The sequence below is a fragment of the Acidocella aromatica genome, assembly GCF_014201825.1.
Lineage (GTDB): Bacteria > Pseudomonadota > Alphaproteobacteria > Acetobacterales > Acetobacteraceae > Acidocella > Acidocella aromatica.
In genome coordinates this window covers 481,676-503,554 of the sequence record NZ_JACHFJ010000001.1, presented here as the reverse complement: position 1 = coordinate 503,554, position 21,879 = coordinate 481,676, and the positions used below count along the sequence as shown (strand labels likewise).

Annotated in this window: 20 protein-coding genes and 1 pseudogene; 10 read left to right on the top strand and 11 right to left on the bottom strand. The window is 65.1% G+C overall.

The window, feature by feature from the left end; all coding sequences use genetic code 11:
• From HNP71_RS14150 to badH, 9 genes and pseudogenes are all read right to left on the bottom strand, one after another.
• A pseudogene (locus HNP71_RS14150) lies at window positions 1–95 on the bottom strand (electron transfer flavoprotein subunit beta/FixA family protein); the annotation flags it as partial.
• A gap of 23 nt (window positions 96–118) precedes the next feature.
• On the bottom strand, window positions 119–1,321 hold the full coding sequence (gene pcaF, locus HNP71_RS02500) for a 3-oxoadipyl-CoA thiolase (protein ID WP_183265244.1): 1,203 nt from the start codon (window positions 1,319–1,321) through the stop codon (window positions 119–121).
• Window positions 1,318–3,384 (bottom strand): 3-hydroxyacyl-CoA dehydrogenase NAD-binding domain-containing protein, encoded by a 2,067-nt coding sequence (locus tag HNP71_RS02495; RefSeq protein WP_183265243.1) that lies wholly within the window; start codon window positions 3,382–3,384, stop codon window positions 1,318–1,320. The genes pcaF and HNP71_RS02495 overlap by 4 nt, the downstream gene beginning before the upstream one ends.
• Before the next feature lie 6 nt (window positions 3,385–3,390).
• The gene (locus HNP71_RS02490; RefSeq protein ID WP_183265242.1) at window positions 3,391–4,551 is read right to left on the bottom strand and encodes an acyl-CoA dehydrogenase family protein; all 1,161 of its coding nucleotides are present in this window, start codon (window positions 4,549–4,551) and stop codon (window positions 3,391–3,393) included.
• Window positions 4,552–4,571: 20 nt separating this feature from the next.
• Window positions 4,572–5,342, bottom strand: coding sequence for an enoyl-CoA hydratase (locus HNP71_RS02485; RefSeq protein ID WP_221246576.1), 771 nt, complete (start codon window positions 5,340–5,342; stop codon window positions 4,572–4,574).
• A gap of 14 nt (window positions 5,343–5,356) precedes the next feature.
• Window positions 5,357–7,018 (bottom strand): cyclohexanecarboxylate-CoA ligase, encoded by a 1,662-nt coding sequence (gene aliA, locus HNP71_RS02480; protein WP_183265241.1) that lies wholly within the window; start codon window positions 7,016–7,018, stop codon window positions 5,357–5,359.
• A gap of 56 nt (window positions 7,019–7,074) precedes the next feature.
• The gene (gene aliB / locus HNP71_RS02475) at window positions 7,075–8,232 is read right to left on the bottom strand and encodes a cyclohexanecarboxyl-CoA dehydrogenase (protein ID WP_221246575.1); all 1,158 of its coding nucleotides are present in this window, start codon (window positions 8,230–8,232) and stop codon (window positions 7,075–7,077) included.
• Between the two features lie 7 nt (window positions 8,233–8,239).
• The gene (badI, locus tag HNP71_RS02470; protein WP_183265240.1) at window positions 8,240–9,022 is read right to left on the bottom strand and encodes a 2-ketocyclohexanecarboxyl-CoA hydrolase; all 783 of its coding nucleotides are present in this window, start codon (window positions 9,020–9,022) and stop codon (window positions 8,240–8,242) included.
• Window positions 9,023–9,037: 15 nt separating this feature from the next.
• A complete protein-coding gene (gene badH, locus HNP71_RS02465) occupies window positions 9,038–9,805 on the bottom strand; it encodes a 2-hydroxycyclohexanecarboxyl-CoA dehydrogenase (RefSeq protein WP_183265239.1) in 768 nt (255 codons plus the stop codon).
• Window positions 9,806–10,101: 296 nt separating this feature from the next.
• Between badH and HNP71_RS02460 the strand changes: the two genes are divergently transcribed.
• Window positions 10,102–10,611 carry a MarR family winged helix-turn-helix transcriptional regulator gene (locus tag HNP71_RS02460; RefSeq protein ID WP_183265238.1) on the top strand — a complete coding sequence of 170 codons (510 nt, stop codon included), beginning with the start codon at window positions 10,102–10,104 and terminating at the stop codon, window positions 10,609–10,611.
• A 6-nt stretch (window positions 10,612–10,617) separates the two neighbouring features.
• On the opposite strand, the gene HNP71_RS02455 is transcribed toward HNP71_RS02460, so the two are convergent.
• The gene (locus tag HNP71_RS02455) at window positions 10,618–11,643 is read right to left on the bottom strand and encodes an adenosine deaminase (protein ID WP_408840471.1); all 1,026 of its coding nucleotides are present in this window, start codon (window positions 11,641–11,643) and stop codon (window positions 10,618–10,620) included.
• A 201-nt stretch (window positions 11,644–11,844) separates the two neighbouring features.
• Between HNP71_RS02455 and HNP71_RS02450 the strand changes: the two genes are divergently transcribed.
• Genes HNP71_RS02450 through HNP71_RS02430 form a run of 5 tightly spaced genes read left to right on the top strand, consistent with a single transcriptional unit; the run spans window position 11,845 to window position 17,474 of the window.
• Complete coding sequence (locus HNP71_RS02450) at window positions 11,845–12,876, top strand: isopenicillin N synthase family oxygenase (protein ID WP_183265236.1); 1,032 nt, start codon at window positions 11,845–11,847, stop codon at window positions 12,874–12,876.
• A gap of 17 nt (window positions 12,877–12,893) precedes the next feature.
• Window positions 12,894–13,973, top strand: a complete 1,080-nt coding sequence (locus HNP71_RS02445; protein WP_183265235.1) for a BMP family ABC transporter substrate-binding protein — start codon at window positions 12,894–12,896, stop codon at window positions 13,971–13,973.
• A gap of 2 nt (window positions 13,974–13,975) precedes the next feature.
• Window positions 13,976–15,478, top strand: a complete 1,503-nt coding sequence (locus tag HNP71_RS02440) for an ATP-binding cassette domain-containing protein (protein ID WP_183265234.1) — start codon at window positions 13,976–13,978, stop codon at window positions 15,476–15,478.
• A complete protein-coding gene (locus tag HNP71_RS02435; RefSeq protein ID WP_183265233.1) occupies window positions 15,478–16,548 on the top strand; it encodes an ABC transporter permease in 1,071 nt (356 codons plus the stop codon). Before HNP71_RS02440 ends, HNP71_RS02435 begins: the two co-directional genes overlap by 1 nt.
• On the top strand, window positions 16,545–17,474 hold the full coding sequence (locus HNP71_RS02430) for an ABC transporter permease (RefSeq protein WP_183265232.1): 930 nt from the start codon (window positions 16,545–16,547) through the stop codon (window positions 17,472–17,474). Before HNP71_RS02435 ends, HNP71_RS02430 begins: the two co-directional genes overlap by 4 nt.
• Window position 17,475: 1 nt before the next feature.
• Here the strand turns inward: HNP71_RS02430 and HNP71_RS02425 are convergent, their stop codons facing one another.
• On the bottom strand, window positions 17,476–18,333 hold the full coding sequence (locus tag HNP71_RS02425) for a class I SAM-dependent methyltransferase (protein ID WP_183265231.1): 858 nt from the start codon (window positions 18,331–18,333) through the stop codon (window positions 17,476–17,478).
• Between the two features lie 106 nt (window positions 18,334–18,439).
• On the opposite strand from HNP71_RS02425, the gene HNP71_RS02420 reads away from it, so the two are divergent.
• The 4 genes from HNP71_RS02420 to HNP71_RS02405 are packed head-to-tail and all read left to right on the top strand — an operon-like array spanning window position 18,440 to window position 21,836.
• Window positions 18,440–19,510 carry an ABC transporter permease gene (locus tag HNP71_RS02420; protein WP_183265230.1) on the top strand — a complete coding sequence of 357 codons (1,071 nt, stop codon included), beginning with the start codon at window positions 18,440–18,442 and terminating at the stop codon, window positions 19,508–19,510.
• A complete protein-coding gene (locus HNP71_RS02415; protein ID WP_183265229.1) occupies window positions 19,507–20,244 on the top strand; it encodes an ATP-binding cassette domain-containing protein in 738 nt (245 codons plus the stop codon). Before HNP71_RS02420 ends, HNP71_RS02415 begins: the two co-directional genes overlap by 4 nt.
• A complete protein-coding gene (locus HNP71_RS02410) occupies window positions 20,244–21,230 on the top strand; it encodes an MlaD family protein (RefSeq protein ID WP_183265228.1) in 987 nt (328 codons plus the stop codon). Before HNP71_RS02415 ends, HNP71_RS02410 begins: the two co-directional genes overlap by 1 nt.
• Window positions 21,231–21,836, top strand: a complete 606-nt coding sequence (locus HNP71_RS02405) for an ABC-type transport auxiliary lipoprotein family protein (protein WP_183265227.1) — start codon at window positions 21,231–21,233, stop codon at window positions 21,834–21,836.
• Window positions 21,837–21,879: the final 43 nt, after the last annotated feature.

Below are 21,879 nucleotides of genomic sequence, written 5' to 3'. Positions count from 1 at the left end.
TTCACGCCAGCCGTCTCAACGCCAGACTTATCCGACTTCACACGGACCTTCACGTTGTAATCAACCACGCGCTTCACAGCGACCAGCAATTTCATGGAAACCTCTAATTTTAAAAAATTTAGACCCGCTCGAGGATCAAAGAAATTCCTTGTCCCACGCCGATGCACATGGAGCACAGCGCGTAAAGCCCGCCTGTGGCATACAGACGGTTGACGGCGGTCGCCACCAGCCGCGCGCCGCTGGCACCCAGCGGATGCCCGAGCGCGATGGCGCCGCCCCAGGCATTCACGCGCGGATCATCGTCGCTCAGCTTGAGTAAACGGACAACCGCCAGGGCCTGCGCTGCAAACGCCTCGTTAAATTCGATGACGTCGAATTGCTCCATGTTCATTCCGGTCTGCGCCAGAAGCTTCTGCGTGGCAGGCACGGGGCCGATGCCCATGATGCGCGGCGTAACACCCGCGACCGCCATCCCGACGATCCGGGCCTTCGGCGTCAGGCCGTGGCGGGAGGCCGTGGCTTCATCGGCGAGCAGCACGGCGCCTGCGCCGTCATTCACACCGGAGGCATTGCCGGCCGTGATTGTGCCGTCAGCACGTACGATCGGCTTGAGCTTGGCCAGTGCTTCCAGGTTGGTGGCACGCGGATGCTCATCGTACTCCACGGTCACCGCCTCGCCGCGCTTTTGTGGAATGACAATCGGGGCGATCTCGCGTGCCAGATGCCCGGCAGCCTGCGCGGCAACGGCGCGCTCCTGACTGCGCAGCGCGAACGCGTCTTGAGAGGCGCGGTCGATATTAAAATCCGCCGCGACGTTCTCAGCCGTCTCGGGCATCGAGTCGATGCCATAGGCCTTCTGCATCTGCGGATTCACGAAGCGCCAGCCGATGGTGGAATCATACACCGCGGTATTACGGGTAAACGGGCTGTCAGCCTTCGGCATTACGAAGGGCGCGCGGCTCATGCTTTCCACGCCACCAGCGATCATCAGCGCGGTCTCGCCAGCGCGGATGCTGCGCGCCGCAGTGCCAATCGCATCCAGCCCCGAACCGCAGAGCCGGTTGAGCGTTGCGCCCGGCACATCGATGGGCAGCCCAGCCAGCAGTCCCGCCATGCGCGCCACGTTGCGGTTATCCTCGCCCGCCTGATTGGCACAGCCGAGAATCACATCATCCACCGCCTGCCAGTCCACGCCGGGATTGCGGCTCATCAATGCCTTGATGGGGTAGGCGGCAAGATCGTCGGTACGGACGCCACTCAGCACACCGCCATAGCGGCCAAATGGCGTGCGTATGGCGTCGCAAACAAAAGCCTGTTTCATGACGCGTTATCCTCGTTAGTTTTCTTTAATAAAATGTCAAGATCACCACGGACAAAGCCAAAACCGGTGGCGGCGGCTATGATGTCGAGATCGCGTTCCAGGTATTTGCGTTCTTGCTCGCGTGCCCATTGTACCGGGCCGCCTACCCAGCGCGGGAAGCCGTAGCCATGCACGAGCACGACATCGATATCCGATGCACGCTGGGCGATCGCCTCCGTCAGAATCTGTGCGGCTTCGTTCACCATGGCGATCAGCGCACGGCGCTGGATGTCCTCGGTTGTTAACACATGACGGGCGATACCACGCTTAGCTGAAGCCTCGCTGATGATGGCCCGTACAACGTCGTCGCTGCCAGCGCTGCGCTTGCCATCGGCATAGTTGTAGTATCCAGCGCAAGTTTTTCGGCCGAAGCGTCCGCGCTCACACAGCTCGTCCAACACCGGTACATAACGCGTACGCGGATCGCGCGTGGAGGCACGGGCCTGGCGCATCCGCCAAGCGATATCGAGTCCAGACAAATCCGCCACGCTGAATGGCCCCATGGCGAAGCCAAATGCTTCAAGCGCGGCATCAATCTCTTCGGGCCAAGCGCCATCTTCCAGCATGAATTCGCATTGGGTTCGATAGGCGTTGTAGATGCGGTTGCCAATGAAGCCGAAACCATTGCCGCACAGCACAGGAAGTTTCTTAAGGCTCTTGCCGAAGGCCATGCCGGTGGCGGCCAGATCCGATGCCGAATGCGCGCCACGCACCACTTCCAGCAGCTTCATCACATGCGCGGGGCTGAAGAAATGCAGCCCCAGCACATCTTCCCGCCGCTTGGTGGCGGCGGCGATGGCGTCAATGTCGAGATAGGAGGTGTTGGTCGCCAGCACGGCGCCGGGCTTGGCGTGGGTGTCGAGCTGCCGGAACACCTCGTGCTTCACGGCCAGATCCTCGAACACCGCCTCGATCACGAGATCCGCTAGGGCGATACCTGCCCAGCCATCGGCCAGAGTGAGCCGCGCCTGCGCCTCCTGCGCCACGGCGGTGCTGATCTTTCCCGCCTGGGCGCGTTCCTGCAGCTGTGTACGGAGCTTGTCGCCGGATTTGGCCAGCAGTTCCGTATTCTGGTCCAGCAGGATGACGGTGTACCCTGCCTCCAACGCGCTGAGCGCAATGCCGCTGCCCATGGTTCCAGCGCCAATCACGGCGACGGTCCGAATGGGGCGCGGTGTCTGCTGCAAGTCCGCGGGCAGGCGTGCGGCCTCGCGTTCGGCAAAGAAGATATGGCGCAAAGCGGCGGCTTCGGGGCTGGCGCGCAGGGTCAGGAACGCGGCGCGCTCATGCGCCAGCGCCTCGGCGAATGGCGTGGATGAGGCCTCCTTCACCACGGTGATGGCCGCGACCACGGCAGGGCGGGATTTGCCAGCACGCAGCGCCGCTTGTTCAGCCTTGGCGATGTCCTCCGGCGCCTCTTCCGGCACGCGCATGGCGCTAACGGGGCGTTTGCCCGCCTGGGCGCTGTTCAGCCAGGCAATGGCAGCACCTTGCAGATCCTCCACCACCACCTCGTCCAGCATGCCCAGTCTGTGCGCGGCTTCGGCTTTCAGCTGCTCGCCGCTGCAAATCAGCCGAATGGCTGTGGTCAGGCCGGTCAGGCGCGGCAAGCGCTGTGTGCCGCCCGCACCGGGGATAATGCCCAGCGTGACTTCAGGCAGGCCCACCACCGTGCTGGGCAGGGCGATGCGCGCATCGCAGGCCAGCGCCAGCTCCAGCCCGCCGCCCAAAGCCGCGCCATGCAGCGCCGCCACCACGGGCTTGGGGCAGGATTCGATAGCCGCGAATATATCCGGCAGCAGCGGTGCCAGCGACGGTTTGCCGAACTCCTTGATATCGGCGCCAGCCACAAACGTGCGGCCCGCTCCAAGAATCACGCCGCCGCGCAGTTCCGGTTCGGAGGTCAGCCGTTCCACGGCGGCGAGCAGCGCCGCGCGCACCGGCTGGGAGAGCGCGTTCACAGGCAGGTTGCTGATCTCCATGATCAGCACTCCGTCGCGGATTGTTGTTTGCAGCGTGTCCATGTTGGTTCAGCCCGCGCGCAGAACTTCGCGCCCAATGATGAGTTGCTGGATCTGCGTGGTGCCTTCATAGAGGCGCAGCAGGCGAACATCACGGTAGAAACGTTCTACTTTGTATTCGTTGATGTAGCCAGAACCGCCATGGATCTGCACGCCGCGGTCCGCTACACGGCCGACCATCTCGGTGCAGAATAGCTTGGCGCAAGAGGCGCGCATGCTCACATCGGGGTCGCTCATATGCGGTGGCTTGAGGTCGAAGCGGCGGCTTACATCTTGCACCAGCGCCCAACCGGCCAGCATTTCGGCCTGGGAATCGGCAAGCATGGCCTGGATCAACTGGAACTCGCCAATCGCCTTGCCGAACTGCTTGCGCTCGCGCGCATAGGCGGCGGACTCTTCAATAATACGCTGTGCGGTACCGCAGGAAACAGCGGAAATGTGCAGGCGGCCACGGTCCAGCACCTTCATCGCGGTCTTGAAGCCCTGGCCGGCCACGCCGCCAATGATGTTGGCGGCAGGCACGCGCGCATCTTCCAGGATCACGTCGCAGGTCTTGGTGCCGCGTTGGCCCATTTTCTTGTCGGGCTTGCCCAGGCGCAGGCCGGGCGTGTCGGCGGGCACGATGAAGGCGGAAACGCCGGTGGCGCCCGGCCCGCCGGTGCGCGCCATCAGCGTGAAGGCACCTGCGCGTGGCGCGTTAGTGATGAAGCGCTTGGTGCCGTTGAGCACATAGTGATCGCCATCAAGTTCAGCCCGCGTCTTCAGAGATGCCGCATCGGAGCCCGCATCGGGTTCGGTGAGGGCGAAGGACATGATCAAGTCACCGCTGGCCACGCGCGGCAGAATGTCGCGCTTCTGCTCCGGCGTGCCGTCCATGAGGATGCCCTGCGAGCCGATGCCGACATTCGTGCCGAACACGGAACGGAAGGCGAGGGCGGTGCGGCCAAGCTCGAACGCCACCTGGCATTCTTGGCTCATGGACAGGCCAGTGCCGCCATATTCCTCGGGAATGGAGAGGCCGAACAAGCCGATGTCCTTCATCTCTTGCACGATTTCCTGCGGAACCTCGTCGTGCTCCTCGACATAATTCTCCGCCGGTACCAGCCGCTCGCGGATGAAGCGCCGCACCGTATCCAGCAGGATGTCAAACGATTCAGTGTCCAGGGCCATGGTTTTTATCCCAAAAAATCTTAGCGATGTGTGAAGATGGCGGGGCGCTTCTGCAAGAAGGCGTGCATGCCTTCGCGCGCATCCTCGCTGGCGAAGCGGGCATAGAGTTCACGCCGCTCGAACAGAATGCCTTCGGCCAGGCTGCTCTCATAAGCGCGGTTGACGGCCTCCTTCATCACCATCAACGCGGGCAGGGAGAAAGAGGCAATCTTCGTCGCCAGAGCCAAAGTCTGCGTCAACAGCTCGGCCTCCGGCACCACGCGGGAGACGAGGCCGCTGCGCTCGGCTTCCTCGGCGTCCATCAGCCTGGCGGAGAGGCACATGTCCATCGCCTTGGCCTTGCCGATGGCACGCGGCAGACGCTGCGTGCCACCCGCACCGGGCAGCAAAGCGAGCTTAACCTCCGGCAAGCCAAAGCGCGCGGACGACGCGGCGATGATAATGTCGCAGGACAGCGCCAACTCGCAGCCGCCGCCCAGTGCCACGCCCGCCACCGCCGCGAGCACCGGCTTGCGTATTTGGCGGATGGTTTCCCAATTTCGTGTGATGAAGCTGTTTGCGTAAACATCACTGTAGGAGAAATCCGCCATCTCGGCGATATCCGCCCCGGCGGCGAAAGCTTTCTCGTTCCCCGTGATAACGATGGCGCCGATCTCCGGATCAGCATCGAATTTCAGCAACGCCGCGCCGAGTGCATCCATCAGCGCGCTGTTCAGGGCGTTCATCTGCGCAGGGCGATTCAGGGTAATCACCCCAACGCGTCCCTCGGTGCGGACCAGCACTTCCGACATTTTGGCCTCTCCCCTCAGCTTGTCTGTTCCGCGGCCAGACGTTGGCGCAGCACTTCTCGGACCTTGAATTTCTGGATCTTTCCCGAGGGCGTGGCCGGCATGGTATCCAGGATTTCCAGACGCTCTGGAATGTACTGCATGGCCACCTTCTTCTCACGCAGGTAAGCAACGATATCCGCGAGTGTCAGCTTCTGGCTGCCGGGGCGCTGCACCACGAAGGCGCAGGCCCGTTCGCCCATGCGCGCATCTTCGTAGCCGACGATGGCGACAGCGGCGATGTCTGGGTGGTTGTAGAGCAGCGCCTCAATTTCGACGACCGGGATGTTCTCGCCGCCGCGGATGATCACATCCTTGCTGCGCCCGGTGATACGGATATAGCCGCGCTCATCCATCCTCGCGAGATCACCGCTATCGAACCATCCATCTTCATCCATGGCGTTGAGATGCGAGGATTTAAGATAGCCGCCGAAATTCGAGCAGGCGCGGACCAGCAGTTTACCCTCGGTGCCGGCAGGCGCTTGTGCGCCTGTGGTGTCGACGATCTTGATCTCCACACCTGGCAGCGGCTTGCCATCCGTGTTGACGGCGCGTTCGTCAGCGTCGTCGAGATCAATCAGCGTCACCGCGCCGTTCTCGGTCATCCCCCAGGCGGAGACGATCTTCAGCCCCAGCACTTTTTGCGCCTGCTCCACGAGCGGACTCGGGATGGGCGCGCCAGCGCAGAGGAAGCTGCGCAGTGAATGCACAGTCTTGCCTGTCTCCGCCACCTCGCGCGTGAGGTCCGTGAGGAACGGCGTGGAGGCCATGGTGAAGGTCACATGTTCGGCGCTGATGATTTCCACCGCCTTCGTCACCTGCCAGATATCCTGCAGCACCGCGCTGGCGTGCAGGATGATCGGCATCATCAGCCCGTAGGCGAAGCCGGTCTGGTGCGCCATTGGCGAGGCCATGAGGATGATGTCATCGGTACCCAGGCGCAGCCGTTGTGAATAAGGAATGATGTTGGAGAACAGCGTGTTGGCGCTGTGCATCACGCCCTTGGGCTGGCCCGTCGTGCCGGAGGTGTAGAGCAGCTGGGTGATATCATCGCCGTTGGGGCGATGGGCGGTGAGGATCGCAGCCGCATCCGGTTCGGTCTCCCAAGCCGGGCCGCTGAGCAGGGCGTTGAAACTGTCAGGACCTTCGCCATCCACCACCACGATCTGACGCAGCGCGGGGAGCTCCGCTTGCAACCCCTTGGCCATGCTCTCGTAGTCGAAATTACGGAACCGCCGCGGCACGACAATCAGCTTCGTCTCGGCATGGCCGAGCATGAAGCGCAGCTCGTGCTCGCGGAAAATATGCATTAGCGGGTTCATCACCGCGCCGATGCGCGAACAGGCAAGGTAGAGCAGCGAGAATTGCCACCAGTTCGGCAGTTGGCAGGCTACGACATCGTTCTTGCCGATGCCAAGGCGCGTGAGGCCCACGGCGATACGGTCCGCCATTCGTGCCATCTCGGCATAGGTGAAGCGTTTTACATCGCCCACCTCTACCCGGTAGGCGGTCAGCGCCACCTTGTCCGGGCAGGTCCGAAGGCACTCGTCAAGAGAGTCGTTGATGGTACGGTCGCGCCAATGACCTTGGGCGACCATGGCGGCACGGCGGGACGGCAGCAATACAGCGTCGAACTGCATGGAACATTTTCCTCGTTGTCATGGTTCTTATTGTTCTTGTCTTGCCTTGTTTTGGCTCAGGCGGGAACCGCCTTGCGCCCCGCATGTGCGCGGGCGATGATTGTTTTCATGATCTGAGCCGTGCCATCGCCGATCTGGAAGCCCAGAACGTCGCGCAGCCGCTGCTCCATAACGCCGCGGTCGTAACCGCCATGGCCGAAGCAGAGCAGGCATTGGTGAATCACGTCATAGGCCAGCTTCGGCCCCCACCATTTGCACATCGCGGCCTCGGCGGTGTGGGGCAGATGATGGTCCTTCAGCCACAGCGTCTGCAGGCAGAGTAGCCGCGCGGCCTCGACCTGCGTTTCGAAATCCGCGAGCGGGTGGGAGACACCCTGGAACGCGGCCAGAGGTTTGCCAAAGGCCTCGCGCTGGGCCACGTAGTCCCAGGTTTCCTCCAGCGCCACGCGGGCGACGGAAAGCACCTGCAGCCCGATGAGCGCGCGGGAGAAGTCGAAGCCCTGCATCACCTGCACGAAACCCTTGTTCTCGGCGCCCAGGCGGTGGTCCACCGGCACGCGCACATTCTCGAAGAAGATGGAGCCACGCCCGATGGCGCGCTGGCCATGGCAGTCGAACCGGTTGCGGGTGATGCCGGGCAGGTCCATCGGCACCAGCAGCGCGGTCACGCCATGCGCGCCGGATTCCACCGTGCCGGTGCGCCCAAACACCACGGCGGCATCGGCCTGGTCTGCTGCGGAGATCGAGGTCTTCTCGCCGTTCAGCACGTAATAGTTGCCATCGCGCTCGATGCGCAGGCGCAGATTGGCGGCATCCGAACCGCCGCGCGGCTCGGTAAGCGCGATAGCGAACAACGCCTCGCCCGCCACGAGCTTGGTCAGCCACGGTTCCACCACTTCCTTCTGGCCATGCTCGGCCAGGATCTGCCCATTCAACGAGGCGAGCAGGTTGATGTAGGAGATGGAGAGGTCGCCGCGGGCGATCTCTTCATGGATCACGCCGGCGGCGATGCGGCTCATCCCCAGCCCGCCAAATTCCTCTGGCAGCTCGGGGGCGATGAACCCCATCTCCCCCATCTCGCGCATCAGCGTGCGGTCCAGCACGCGGGTTTTGTCGCGCTCCAGAAAGCCCGGCGCCACGCGGTCGGTCGCGAAGCGGCGCGCCTGCTCGGCCAGGGCCTCAAGTTCCTCGGTGATATACGGGTTCATCGCCATGCCTCGCTTACTTCGCGTACTTACGGAATTCAGGCTTGCGCTTTTCCTTCAGCGCGTTGACGCCCTCGCGGGATTCATCGGTGTCGTAATAAAGCTTCAGCGCGTACATGCCCAGGCCCGCGATGCCCGCCTGATGCGCGGTATCCATGTTGAAGCTGCGCTTGGCGATGGCGAGCGCGGTGGGAGACCGCTCGCACAGCTCCTCGCCCCATTTCTGTACTTCGGCGTCCAACTGCTCATGCGGCACGCAGAGATTGGCCAGCCCCATCGCCTCGGCTTCCTTGCCGGAATAGCGGCGGCACATATACCAGATCTCGCGGGCCTTTTTCTCGCCCACCATGCGGGCGAGAAAGGCGGTGCCGTAACCCGGATCGACGGAGCCCATCTTCGGTCCGACCTGCCCGAAAATCGCCTTCTCGGAGCAGATGGTGAGGTCGCAGATCGTCGCCAGCACATTGCCGCCGCCAATGGCGTAGCCCTGCACGCGGGCGATCACCGGCTTCGGCACATCGCGGATGGCGGCGTGCAGTTCTTCCATCGGCAGGCCGATGGTCCCGCGCCCGTCGTAATTGCCATCATGGGCGGATTGGTCGCCGCCGGTGCAGAAGGCTTTTTCACCCGCGCCGGTGAGCACGATGGCGCCGATGGATTTGTCGTACCCGGCGCGGTTCATCGCCTTGATGATCTCGTCGCAGGTGGTGCCGCGGAAGGCGTTCATCTTGTCCGGGCGGTTGATGATGATCCAGGCCACACCATTGCGGACCTCGTAGAGAATGTCTTCGTAGCTCATGGTTGTTTCCTCTGATTAGCCGTTCATCGTCAGGCCGCCGGAGACGCTCAGCACCTGGCCGGTGATGAAAGCCGCCTCGTCGGAGCCGAAGAACACGATGGCCTTGGCGAGATCGTCCGGCTGGCCCAGGCGGCCCAGCGGAATGGCGCGGGTGAAGGCCTCGATCAGCTTCTCCGGGTTCGAGGCGCCTTCCGCCACGCCAGCCAGCAGGGCGGTGTCCGTCGGGCCGGGGCAGACGACGTTGAGCGTGATGCCGTGGCGAGCGTGTTCGCGGGCCAGCGTCTTGGTCAGCGCCACCAGCCCGCCCTTGCAGGCGGCGTACACTGCCTCGCCCGAGGAGCCGACGCGCGCGGCGTCCGACGCGATGTTGACGATGCGCCCGTATTTGCGCGCCGCCATGCCCGGCAGCACGGCGTGGTGCATGTGCAGCGCGCCGGTCAGGTTGATGGCGATCAGCTTCTCCCACTCGGCGGGCACAGTCTGGGTGAAGGGCTTGAAGATATCCCACCCGGCATTGTTCACCAGCACGTCGATTGGCCCGAGCTTCGCCTCGGTGGCCGCCACGGCGGCGTCCACGGCGGCGCGGTCGGTAATGTCGGCGCGGAACGCCTCGGCGATCCCGCCCTGAGCCGCGATATCCGCCGCCACCTTCTGCGCGGCCTCCAGGTTCATGTCGTACACCGCCACCTTGGCGCCGCGTGTGCCAAACAACCGGCAGGTTGCCCCGCCAATGCCGCCGCCGCCACCCGTCACGATTACGGTTTTACCCTTCAGACCGTCCATTTCCTGCTCCCGGCAATTGGTGTGTTTTCGCTACCGTACATACGCCAGCGGGAAATATACGTCAATATATTTACTTATTAACGTGAGCGGGGCTGACCGAATCGCGGCGCGGGCCGCAACGTCTTGCTCTGATTGCGGAAGCTCCTTGCGCGCCTGGGCGTCTTGATCTTCACGTGGCATCCCCGCTGTGTCGAAAAAGCCAGAATTCCCTATTTTAGTGTGAAAAAGAAAAAGCTACCCAGGCCAGATTTTTTCCGCCAAGAAGGAGCCAGTTACATGGATTTCCAACCCGACCGATGACCGCACCTTCCGATAAAGCCGCTTCCACCGCCCGGCTCGAACTGGCCAACCGCTTTTTCTTCCGGCTCTACCAATGTGCAAACATGTTGCATAAAACCGGCACTAGGGCGGTGCAGGAGGAAGGGCTGACAACCCAGCAATGGGCGGTGATGGGCGCGCTCTCCCGCCCCAGCGCGGAAGAGGGCGTGGCGGTGACGGAACTTTCGCGTTACCTGATGGTCAGCCGCCAGAATCTTTCCGGCGTGCTCAAGCGCATGGAGGCCGCCGGACATATCCGCATCAGCCCCGATGCGCGCGACCGTCGGGCGCGCATCGTGCAGATCACCCATTTCGGCCGGGAGATCTGGCTCAGCCGCGCCCAGCCCAAGATCGAGGCGTATTACGAGCAGGCGCTGAAGGAATTCTCCATCAGCGACATGACCCACGCGCTGCATTACATGATCAAGCTGCTCGATAACATGAAGCAGATCGACCATGGCGATGACGAGGACGACGTGCTCGAATAAGAGGGCTCAGCCAAGCTGGGCGTAGGCGTCCAGCTTGTTCAGGTAATCCTGCCGCGTGGCGTCGTCCAGAAACGCGCCGAGGAAGCTGTTGCGCGCCAGAGTGACGAGTTGCTCGCGGCTCAACTTGCGCCCTCGCGCCACGGCCTTGAAGTTTTCCCCGACATAGCCGCCGAAATAGGCGGGGTCGTCGGAGTTTACCGTGGCGCGCAGCCCCTTGGCCAGCATGGTGTCGATGGGATGGGCGGAAATATCCGGCACCACGCAGAGGCGCACATTGGAGAGTGGGCAGACGGTCAGCGTTATCTGCCGCTCGGCCAGTTCCCGTACCAGGGCATCGTCGTCCAGCGCGTGGTTGCCGTGGTCGAGCCGGTCGATATGCAGCACATCCAGCGCCTCGCGCACATAGGCGGCGGGGCCTTCCTCGCCCGCATGGGCCACGCGCTTCAACCCGGCGGCCCCGGCGGCGGCGAAGACCCGGGCGAATTTATGCGGCGGGTGACCGAGTTCGGAGGAATCCAGCCCCACGCCCTTGATGTGGTTCAGCCAAGGCTCGGCGGCGCGGAAGGTGGCGAAGGCGGCCTCTTCGTCCAGATGCCGCAGGAAGCACAGGATCAGCTCGGAGGTGATGCCATGTTTCGCCTTGGCCTCCGCCAACCCGGCGAGGATGCCCTCGATCGCGACGGAAAAGGGCAGGCCGCGGTCGGTATGGGTTTGCGGGTCGAAGAAGATCTCCGCATGCAGCACGCCATCGGCGGCGGCGCGGTCGAAATAGGCGGTGGTGAGGTCGCGGAAATCTTCTTCCGTGCGCAGCGCCTGGGCGCCCGCGTAGTAGATGTCCAGGAAGTCCTGCAGATTGGAGAAATTATAGGCGGCGCGGATCTCCTCCACCGATTTGAACGGCAGGTCCAGCCTGTTGCGCTTGGCCAGGGAGAACATCAGCTCAGGCTCCAGCGAGCCCTCGATATGCAGATGCAGCTCCGCCTTGGGCAGGTGGGTGATGAAATGGTCCAGATCCGTCTGTGTGCTGGGCACGTCGATATTCCTTGTCTTGCTGAGTGTAATATCGGGACTGGAGGGCAGGGCGCGCAAGGGGAAGATGTATATGCATCTTGCGGGCGGATTTTGCCTGAATTTTGGGCGCGTGGCCCGGATAAGCCGGAACGACCCCGTGCATATCCGTGGCATTGAATTTGCTTTGCTGCCTGGGAATTAATTTTTCCAGAGGGTGTTCAGGTGGATCTGGTCAAGACGGGCAACGGCGTTAGGCAGGCGGCGGCGGAGCTTTCCGCGCGCGAGGTGCCGTTCCATGAAATTCCGGTGATCGATTTCGGCCCGATGCTGGGCAACGACCCGGTGGCCAAGCAGACTGTGGCCGACGCGTTGCGCGAGGCCGCGACCAAGGTGGGGTTCTTCTACATCAAGAACCATGGCGTGCCGGAAGAGATCATCAAGGCGATGTTCGATGCCGGTCCGGCTTTCTTCGCTTTGTCGCTCGACGAGAAGATGAAGGTGCACGTCAAGACCTCCACCAACAATTCCGGCTACACGCCGCTGCTGGAGGAGAACGTGAACCCCCAGGCCAAGGGGGATTTGCACGAGGCTTATGACATCGCCGCCGAGCTGCCGCCGGATGATCCTGCCTTGGCCGAGGGCAAGGGGCTGTATGGCGTGAATATCTGGCCCGAGGGCATGCCCGGCTTCCGCAAGGCGATGCTGGCTTACCATTTCGAGGTGCTGAAGCTTGGCCGCCGCCTGTTTGGCGCCTTCGCGCTCGCGTTGGGGCAGGCGGAGGATTTCTTCGAGCCGATGATCACCAAGCCCACCTGCGCCCAGCGGATCATCTATTACCCGTCGCAGGATGGGGCGATCGACGAGGAGCTGATCGGCATCGGAGCGCATTCCGACTATGAATGCTTCACCATCCTCGCCCAGCACGAGGTCGCGGCGTTGCAGGTGCTCAACACTGCCGGGGAGTGGATCGCAGCCCCGCCGATCCCGGGCACCTATGTCATCAATATCGGCGACCAGATGGCCCGCTGGAGCAACGACATCTTCAAATCCACCCTGCACCGCGCCATCAACACCACCGGGCGGGCGCGCTATTCGGCGCCGTTCTTCCTCGGCACGAATTACGACACGGTGATCGACGTGCTGCCCGGCTGCGTGAGCGCCGAGCATCCGCGCAAATACGAACCCGTGATCGCGGGCGATTACGTGCAAAGCCGGTTCGACGCCACTTACGGCTACCGCCAGACTGAATCCTGAAACAGCAAGGACATATCATGAAGCTCAAGAACGTTGCCGCTTGCGCGCTCGTCGCCCTTTGCGCCGCCGCCCCGGCCGCCCAGGCGCAGGTGAAGCTCGACGGCAAGCCGAAGATCGCCTTCCTCTTCCTCGGCACCGCCACCGATGGCGGGTGGTCGCAGTCGCAGAACGCGGCGCGTCTGGCGCTGGCCAAGGCCTATGGCCAGAAGATCCCGTATGTGGACAACGTGCCCGAGCAGACCGCCAAAGTGGAGCAGGAGATCGACCTGTTCCTCAACCATGGCGCCAACATCATCATCGCTGGCTCCTATGGCTATTCGGACGCCTTCGCCGCCGAGGCCAAGGCGCACCCCAACGATGTGTTCGTGAACATGGCGGGCATTTCCTCCACCCCGAACCTGGAGAGCTTCTACGGCAAGACCTTCGAGGGCTGGTATCTCGCGGGCATGGCCGCCGGTTACGCCACCAAGAGCAAGTCGCTCGGCATGATCGAGGGCTTTCCGATCCCCGACGTGCTGTGGGACGTGAACGCCTTCGCCCTCGGTGCGCAGGCCGCCAATCCCGGCACGGTCGTGCATGTCGCCTTCGTCAATTCCTGGTCCGACCCGGTGAAGGAAGCGCAAATCTCCGCCGCGATGATCCAGCAGGGCGCGGATGTCATCGCCACCGACATGGACAGCCCCGCCGCCCTGGTGGTGGCCGAGAAGGCGGGCAAATACTCCGTCGGCTATCAGGTGGACATGGCCAAGAGCGCGCCCAACGGCATCCTCACCTCGGTTGAGTTCCATTGGGAGAAGCGTCTGATCCCGATGGTCGCCGAGATCGAGAAGGGCAGCTGGAAGAGCGGCGGCACCCCGCTTTACGGCATCAAGGAAGGCGTGGTGGACGACGCCACCTTCCAGCACATCCCGGCCGATGACATCGCCAAGATCCTGGCCGTGCGCCAGGAGATGATCGACGGCAAGTTCAGCCCCTGGACCGGCCCGATCGCCGACCAGTCCGGCAAGGTGCAGGAGCCCGCCGGGCAGACCATCTCCGAGGATGATCTGTGGAACATGAACTATCTTGTGGCCAACGTGAAAGGCTCGATGAAGTAACCGTGACGGCTGTTCGCCTTTCGGGCATCGAGAAAAGCTTTGGTTCGCGCCCGGCCTTGCTGGGCGCGAATTTCGTGCTGGAATGGGGCGAGGTGCATGCCCTGCTCGGCGAGAACGGGGCTGGCAAATCCACGCTGATGAACGTGCTGGCGGGGTTCTACACCGCCGATGCCGGAACGCTGGCGGTGGATGGCGCGCCAGCCCGCTTCGAGACTCCCGCCGCCGCCGCTGAGGCGGGCATCGGCATGGTGCATCAGCATTTCAAGCTGGTAGGCCCGCTTTCGGTGCTGGAGAATATCCGCCTCGCCTGCGCCAAGCGCGCGGGGTGGAAGACCAAGGCCGAGGCCCTGGCGGCGATGCAGACGCTCGGCGCTGAGCTGGGGTTTCATCTCAACCCGCAGGCACGGGTGGATGAGATGGCCGTCTCCGACCAGCAGAAGCTGGAGATCATGAAGGTGCTGCTCGCGGGCGCGCGCATCCTCATCCTGGACGAACCGACCGCCGTGCTGACCGAGGAGGAGGCGAAGGCCGCCCTGGGCCTTGTCCGCACCCTGGCGCGCGGCGGGCGGGCCGTGGTGCTCATCACCCACAAGCTGCGCGACGTGCTGGGCTTTTCCGACCGCGTGAGCGTGATGCGCGCCGGGCGCACTGTGATCGACGCCGCCCCCGCCGCCGGGATGACCGCCGCCTCCCTCTCCGAGGCGATGGTGGGCACCGCCCCCCAGGGGGAAATCGCGCCGCGCACCGCGCACAGGCTGAAGCCCGACATGCTGCGGGTGATGAAACTTTCCGCTCCCGCCAGCGCGCATGGCGTGGCGCTGCGCGAGATCGACCTCGACGTGAAGGGCGGCGAGATTTTCGGCCTCGCGGGCATTGGCGGCAATGGCCAAGCCGAGTTGGTGGAGGCGCTGATCGGCATCCGTCAGCTTTCTGGCGGCGATATTCTGTTCGACGGCGTGGACGCGCCGCCCACGCCCGAGGGTCGGCGCGAGGCAGGCCTGCGCTACATCCCCGCCGACCGCATGGGCATGGGGCTGTTCGGCGAATTGCCGCTGGCGGTGAACATCGCTTTGCCGCGCCTGCTAGGCGAGAAGGCCGAGCGGAAGTGGTTGGTGCGTAAGGGGTGGATGAACCAGCTCGCCCGCGCGGCCATCGCCGATTACGAGGTGGCCGGTGCCGCTCCCGATCTGCCGGTGCGCCTGCTCTCGGGCGGCAACGCGCAGAAGCTGATGCTGGCGCGGGAGTTCGCGGGCGAGATGTCCGTGCTGATCGCGCATTCGCCCACGCGCGGGCTGGATATCCGCGCCGTGCAGGCGGTGCAGGCGCGGCTGCGCGCGGCGGCCGAGGCTGGTGTGGCCGTGCTGCTCATTTCCGAGGATCTGGACGAAATCATGGAGCTTTCCGACCGCGTGGCGGTGATGAGTCATGGCCGCATCAGCCCGGCCGAGCCGGTGGCGCAGGTGGACCGCGCGCGCATCGGGCGGCTGATGCTGGAGCTGCACTGATGGGCAAACTCATCGTCTCGCCGCGCCTTGCCGCGCCGCCGCGTCTGGCGGCGTTCACCATGCTGGGCGGGTTGGGGGCGGGGATGCTGATCTCGGCCATCTTCCTGCTCACCCAGGGGCTGGGGCTCTCCGACCTCGCCAGCCAGTTCCTGGGCTACACCTTCACCGACCCCGCCGGGCTGGACCAGACGCTCACCCGCGCCATTCCGCTGACGCTGGTGGGGCTCTCGGTGGCGGTGTGCCTGCGGGTGAAGTTCTGGAATATCGGGGTGGAGGGCCAACTCTGGGCCGGGGCGCTGGCTGCCACCACCGTGCCGCTCTACCATATCGGGCCGGAGCCCGTGCATCTGTGGATCATGGCGCTGGCGGCGATGCTGGGCGGCGGCGCGTGGTGCGGCGTGTGCGCCCTGGCGCGGCTGAAGCTGCGCGCCAATGAGGTGGTGACGACGCTGCTGATGAACTACGTGGCCTATATGCTGGCGCAGCAGCTGCTCTACGGCGCATGGCGCAACCCGGAGGATTCCTTCCCCGTCTCGCGCGCCTTCTCGCCCGATGAAACCCTGGCCTTGCTCGGCTTCGGCCATGTGCATGCGGGCATTTTCTTCGCATTGGCGGCGGCGCTGTTCTGCTGGTGGCTGTGCAGCCTCTCGCGGGTGGGCTACATGGCCCGCGCCGTGGCGGCCAACCCGCTGGCGGCGCGGGCGGTGGGCGTTCCCGCCGCGGCGGTGGTGCTGCTGATGGCGACGCTGGGCGGCGCGCTCTCCGGCCTCGCGGGCTTCACCATCGTCTGTGGCGAGGAGCACAAGCTCACCCAGTTCATTGGCAATGACTATATCTTCCCCTCCATCGTCATCGCCTATCTCGCCCGCACCAGCCCGCTCGGCGTGGTGGTGGCGGCGGTGGCGGTGGCGGCGCTCTACACGGCGGGGGATTCGCTGAAGGCGTTCTACCAATTACCAGGGGCGACCGTGCTCACCATCCAGGCCATTCTGCTGCTCTGCGTGTGCTGCGGGGAGTTCCTGCTGCGCTACCGGATGGATTGGGTGAAAACCGTGAAGGTGCGCGCATGATCGCCACTTTGCTCGCGGCCTGGGCCGCCACCATTCCGGCATTCGCCGCGCCCTTCCTGCTGGCCACGGTGGGGCTCATCATCAACGAGCGCGCCGGGGTGATGAATCTGGGCGCCGAGGGTATCATGGCCATCGCCGCCGTGGTGTCGGTGCTCATCAGCCTGGACGGCGGCGGTGTGGGGGTGGCCCTGCTCGGCGGCGTGGCGGCGGGGCTGGTGCTTACGGCGGTGTTCGCCGTTCTGGCCGTGTTGCTGCGAGTGGATCAGGTACTGGCCGGGCTGGTCACCTTCGCGCTCGGTATCGGCATCTCGGGCTATGTGGGCGATGGGTACGACAACCAGACCATCCCCGGCCTCTCGGCGTTGCCAACCTCACTGTTCGGCTGGATGCCCAAAACCCTGGCCGGGGTGCTGGACCAGGATGTGCTGACCTATGTCGCTTTCGGCATCGCCGTTCTGGTCTGGTATATCATTGAACACACCGATCTTGGCCTGCGCCTGCGCGCGGTGGGAGAGGACGCCCCGGCCGCCGATGCGGCGGGGGTGAACGTGGCGCTCTACCGCCTGGGCGCGGTGCTGGCGGGCGGCGTGCTTTGCGCCGTGGCGGGGGCGCATCTCAGCCTGGTGGGCAGCCATTTATGGGTGGACGGCATGGTCGCCGGGCGCGGCTGGATCGCGGTGGCGATGGTCACGCTGGCGCGCTGGAACGCGCTCAGGGCCATCGCGGCGGCGCTGCTGTTCGGGGCGATCCAGGCGTTGGTGCCGCAGCTGCTCTCCTCGGGGCTGAACGTGCCGGTCTATTTCATCGAAATGTCACCCTATCTCGCCACGCTGGCTTATCTCCTGCTGGCGGGCATGTTCGCCAACGGGGCGGATGCCCAGCCAGTGGATCTTGGCCGGCCCTATTTGCGCGAGGAGCGGCGCTAGTTCATGGCGCCGATGCCGTGATCAGATGAATGGCGGCGGGTAGGCGTAGGCTGCCATCTGGCAGTACGGTGGCGAAGCCGGGCAAGGCCCCCCGCACCGCTTCACGGGCAGCATCGCGGGTCGCGTCGTTGGCTTTCTTCTCGTCGAGCAGCGCTCCAGCGGGCCCCATGAAGCAGGCAACCCTTGCCTCGTCGTCCAGCGAGGCACCGTGTAGAAACACCGGTTCCACCCGGATTTCGGCGCCCCGCCAGCCAGCGGCTTCGAGCAGGCCGCGCACGTAATTGGCATCGTCGAAGGCGAGAGGGCCGGGGGCGTGCGGCACGCGGGGCGCGCCGGGGCCGACCAGCGCCTCGACCAGCCGCAGTGGGATTTCCCAATGCGGATTGGCGGCAAGCGGCGCCCAGGCGGCGAAGGCCAGCCTGCCGCCGGGCGTCACGCTGACACGAAGATTGGCGAAGGCGGCGACGGGATCCTCGAAGAACATGACGCCGAAGCGGGAGATCAGCATGTCGAAGGGCGGAGTGAAGCGCTCGGTCTGCGCATCGGCGAGGGCGAATTCAACCGGGGCCATGCCCGGCTGGGCCTCGGCGGCGGCGTGGGTGCGCGCGGCCTCGATCATCGGCGGGGCGATGTCGATGCCCAGCACATAGCCCGTCTCCCCCACGGCCTGAGCGGCCTCCTGGCTGGTGCGGCCCGCGCCGCAGCCTATATCGAGCACGCGCTGGCCGGGCTTAAGACCCGCCGCTGCGATCACCGCCGTGCTGACCGGCGCGAGGCGCGCTTCCATCGCCCCTTCCAGGCTCAGCCATTTCGGTCCCGCGACCTCGCTCCAGTAAGTCTTCTGCTTGTCATTCGCCATCGATCATCCTCCGTTATGGGGAACTTAAGCACGGGCGGGAAGAAGCGCCACCGCATGGCTTCGGCTCTTGCCAACCAGAGCGTGTGCGGGCGAAGCTAAGGATACGATGCCCGCTGAGCTGGAAACCACACCTGGCCGGATTACCCTGCGCGGCGCGTTGACGGCGCGCAGGCTGGGCCCGCTATGGCCGCGCGCCGTGCGGGCGGCGGGCGAGGCGGCGGGCAGTGCGCTGGAGATCGAGCTTTCCGGCGTCGAGCGGCTGGACAGTTCCGGCGCGGCACTGATCCTGGCCATGGAGCGCCGCCACGGGGGCGAGGTGCGTATCAGCGGGGCGAGTACGCAGGCGGCTCCCTTGCTGGCGCAACTGCGCGCGGTAGCACCCGCCCAGGCGCCGGTTCGCGCCAAGCCCGCAAAGCGCCCGCCGCTCTTCGCGGGCCTGCGGACAAAAATCGCGTTTTTCGGCGACACATTGCTGGCCCTAGCCGCCCTGCCGGCCCAGCTGCGCATGCTGCGCCGGGCGGATTTCTGGCGCATCGCCGAGCGCGCCGGGCAGCAGGCGCTGCTGCTGGTGCTTGTCCTCGGCTTTCTCATTGGCATGATCCTCGCCTTCCAGTCGGCGGTGCCGATGCGCCAGTTCGGCGCGGATCTGTATGTCGCCGACCTCGTCACCCTGGCGCTTTGCCGCGAGCTGGGGCCGCTGCTGGTGGCGGTGATCCTGGCTGGGCGCACCGGCTCGGCCTATGCCGCCGAGCTGGGCACCATGCAGGTGAACGACGAGATCGCCGCACTCACCACCATGGGCGTCAACCCCGCCACCATGCTGGTACTGCCGCGCATTGGGGCGGCGATGCTGGTGATGCCCGCGCTCACCGTGGCCATGGACGCCGCGGGGCTGGCCGGCATGGCCACCGTGCTGGCCGCCTTCGGCTATCCGCTCTCGGCCATCGCCACGCATATCGCCATCAACGGTGCGGCGGGGGATTTCCTGCAAGGGCTAGGCAAGGGGCTGGTGTTTGCCGCCGCCGTGGCGCTCATAGGCTGCCGGGCGGGGCTCACCGCCAACGGTGGGCCGCGCGCCGTGGGCGAGGCTGCCACCGCCGCCGTGGTGGGCGGCATCGTCGCCACCGTGGTGCTGGACGGGATTTTCGCCGTGATCACGTACAGGCTGCATCTGTGAGCGCGCCCGTCATCACCGTGCGCGGCGCCACCCAGGTGTTCGGCAGCCGCACCATCTTCCGCGATGTCAGCTTCGACATTGCGGCAGGCGAGGTGTTCGTCATCCTCGGCGGCTCGGGCTGCGGCAAATCCACGCTGCTCAAGCAGATGATCGGGCTGCTGCCGCCCACTGCGGGGGAGATCACCGTTGCCGGACACAGCGTGCGCACCGAGGTGGAGCAGGTGCGCCGCCAGATCGGCGTGATGTTCCAGTCCGGCGCGCTGCTGGGCTCGATGACGCTGCTGGAGAATGTCTCGCTGCCGCTCTCCGTGTTTACCGACCTGCCCGCCGCCACCTGTGCAGAGATCGCCCGGCTCAAGCTGGGGCTGGTGGGCTTGGGCGATGCCGCCGCGCTGCTGCCCTCCGAGATCTCGGGCGGGATGCTCAAGCGCGCGGCCATCGCCCGCGCCCTGGCGCTGGACCCGCCGATCCTGATGCTGGACGAGCCCTCCGCCGGGCTGGACCCGGTGACCTCCGCCGGGCTGGACAAGCTGATTCTGCAACTGCGCGACACGCTGGGCACCACCTGCGTGGTGGTGACGCATGAGTTGCCCTCGATCATGGCCATCGCCGACCGTTGCGCCATGCTGGACGCCAAGGCGCAAGGGCTGATCGCCCTGGGCAGCCCGCGGGAATTGCGCGATCATCCCGCTCAGCCGATGGTACGGGCCTTTTTTCACCGGGAGACGCTGTGATGGGTACAAGTTCCGCGGGCTTTCGGGTGGGGGCTTTCGTGCTGGCCGGGGCGGTGGCGCTTCTGGCGCTGCTGTTCTTTCTTACCGGCGGGCGCTTCAACCATGGGGTGCTGTACGAGACCTATTTCAGGGAATCGGTACAGGGGCTGGATGTCGGCACGGCGGTAAAATATCGTGGCGTGACGGTGGGGCGGGTGACCGAGATGGAACTGGCGGCGGCGGAGTACCCGCCCCCGGACGCCACCGCCGCCGGAGAGCCGGTGTACCAGCAGGTGATGGTGCGCTTCCGCATGGACCCCGACAAGGTGGGCGCGACCCAGGGGATCAAGACGGCCATCGCCCAGGGGCTGCGCGCCCAGATCGTGCCGCAGGGCATCACAGGGCTCTCCTATATAGACCTTAGCTTCGTCGATCCGAAAATCTATCCGGCGCAGACGGTGCCGTGGAAGCCAAACGAGACGCTCATCCCCTCGCGCCCCAGCACACTCGCCCAGGTGCAGAGCACGCTGCAGAACCTCGTCGCCTCGCTCAACCAGGCCGATATCGGCAAGGTGGCGGACCAACTCGGCCAGCTGATCTCGACCCTGAACCAGGAGGCGAGCAGCGGCGATGCTCACCAGGCCGTGGCCAATGCCAACGCGCTGCTGGCCACGCTGAACCAAGTGGTGCAGCAGAGCGACCTGCCGGGTACGGCGGCGAGCATCCGCAACCTTGCGGGCGGGCCGCAGACGCGCCAGCTCCTCACCCAGCTCGACCAGACCACCATGCAGCTGGCCAAGGTGAGCACCGCGCTGCCCGCGCTGGTGGCATCCTCGCAATCGGCCGTGAATCAGGCGAACGAGACCACGGCGGATTTGCAGACGCAGCTTTTGCCGATCCTGCGTGACATGAAGACCACCACCGATAATCTGCGTGACCTCTCGGCCGAACTCTCTGCCAATCCGGGGCGGATTTTGGCCGGGCCGCCGCCGCAAGGGAGCCAATAGATGCCGCACCGCCGTCTTCTCCTCGCTGCCCCGCTGGCGCTGAGCGCCTGTGCCTCGCTGCTGCCGGCGCAAAAATACACCCCGCGTGTCAGCTGGCCGTTGCAGCCCCAGCCTCCCGCTGGCGTGGCCTCGGCACCGGGGGCGCCGGTGCTGCTGGTGCGGCCCATTTCCGCCGCGCCAGGGCTGGAGGCGCGGGGGCTTCAAAGCCTTGCCGCCGATGGCAGCCTGCGCGTGGATTACTACAATCTCTGGGCCGTCCCCCCAGCGGATGCGGTAACCCAGGCGTTGCTGGGCTGGAGCGAGGCGAGCGGGGCCTTCTCCGCCGTCATCACGCCGGGCAGCCGCTTGCAGCCCGGTCTGATCGTGGAGGGCGAGCTGACCGAGCTGTTGGCCGACCCCGCCCATGGCGAGGCGCGCGCGGCGCTCACGCTGGTGGTAATTAAGCCCGGCGCGGGCGGAGTGGCGGTGCCGCTGCGCCAAGCGCTGCTGCGGGCTGCCGTGCCCTTGTCCGCCGATGACCCGGCGGCGCGGGTCCAGGCACAGAGCCAGGCATTGTCCGGGGTGCTGGCGCAGGTCATGGCTTTGTTGCGGTTATACGCCAATTAAGCTGGCCTTAAGGCGCAAGCCCTAGCCTGCCGGAGGTATTGTC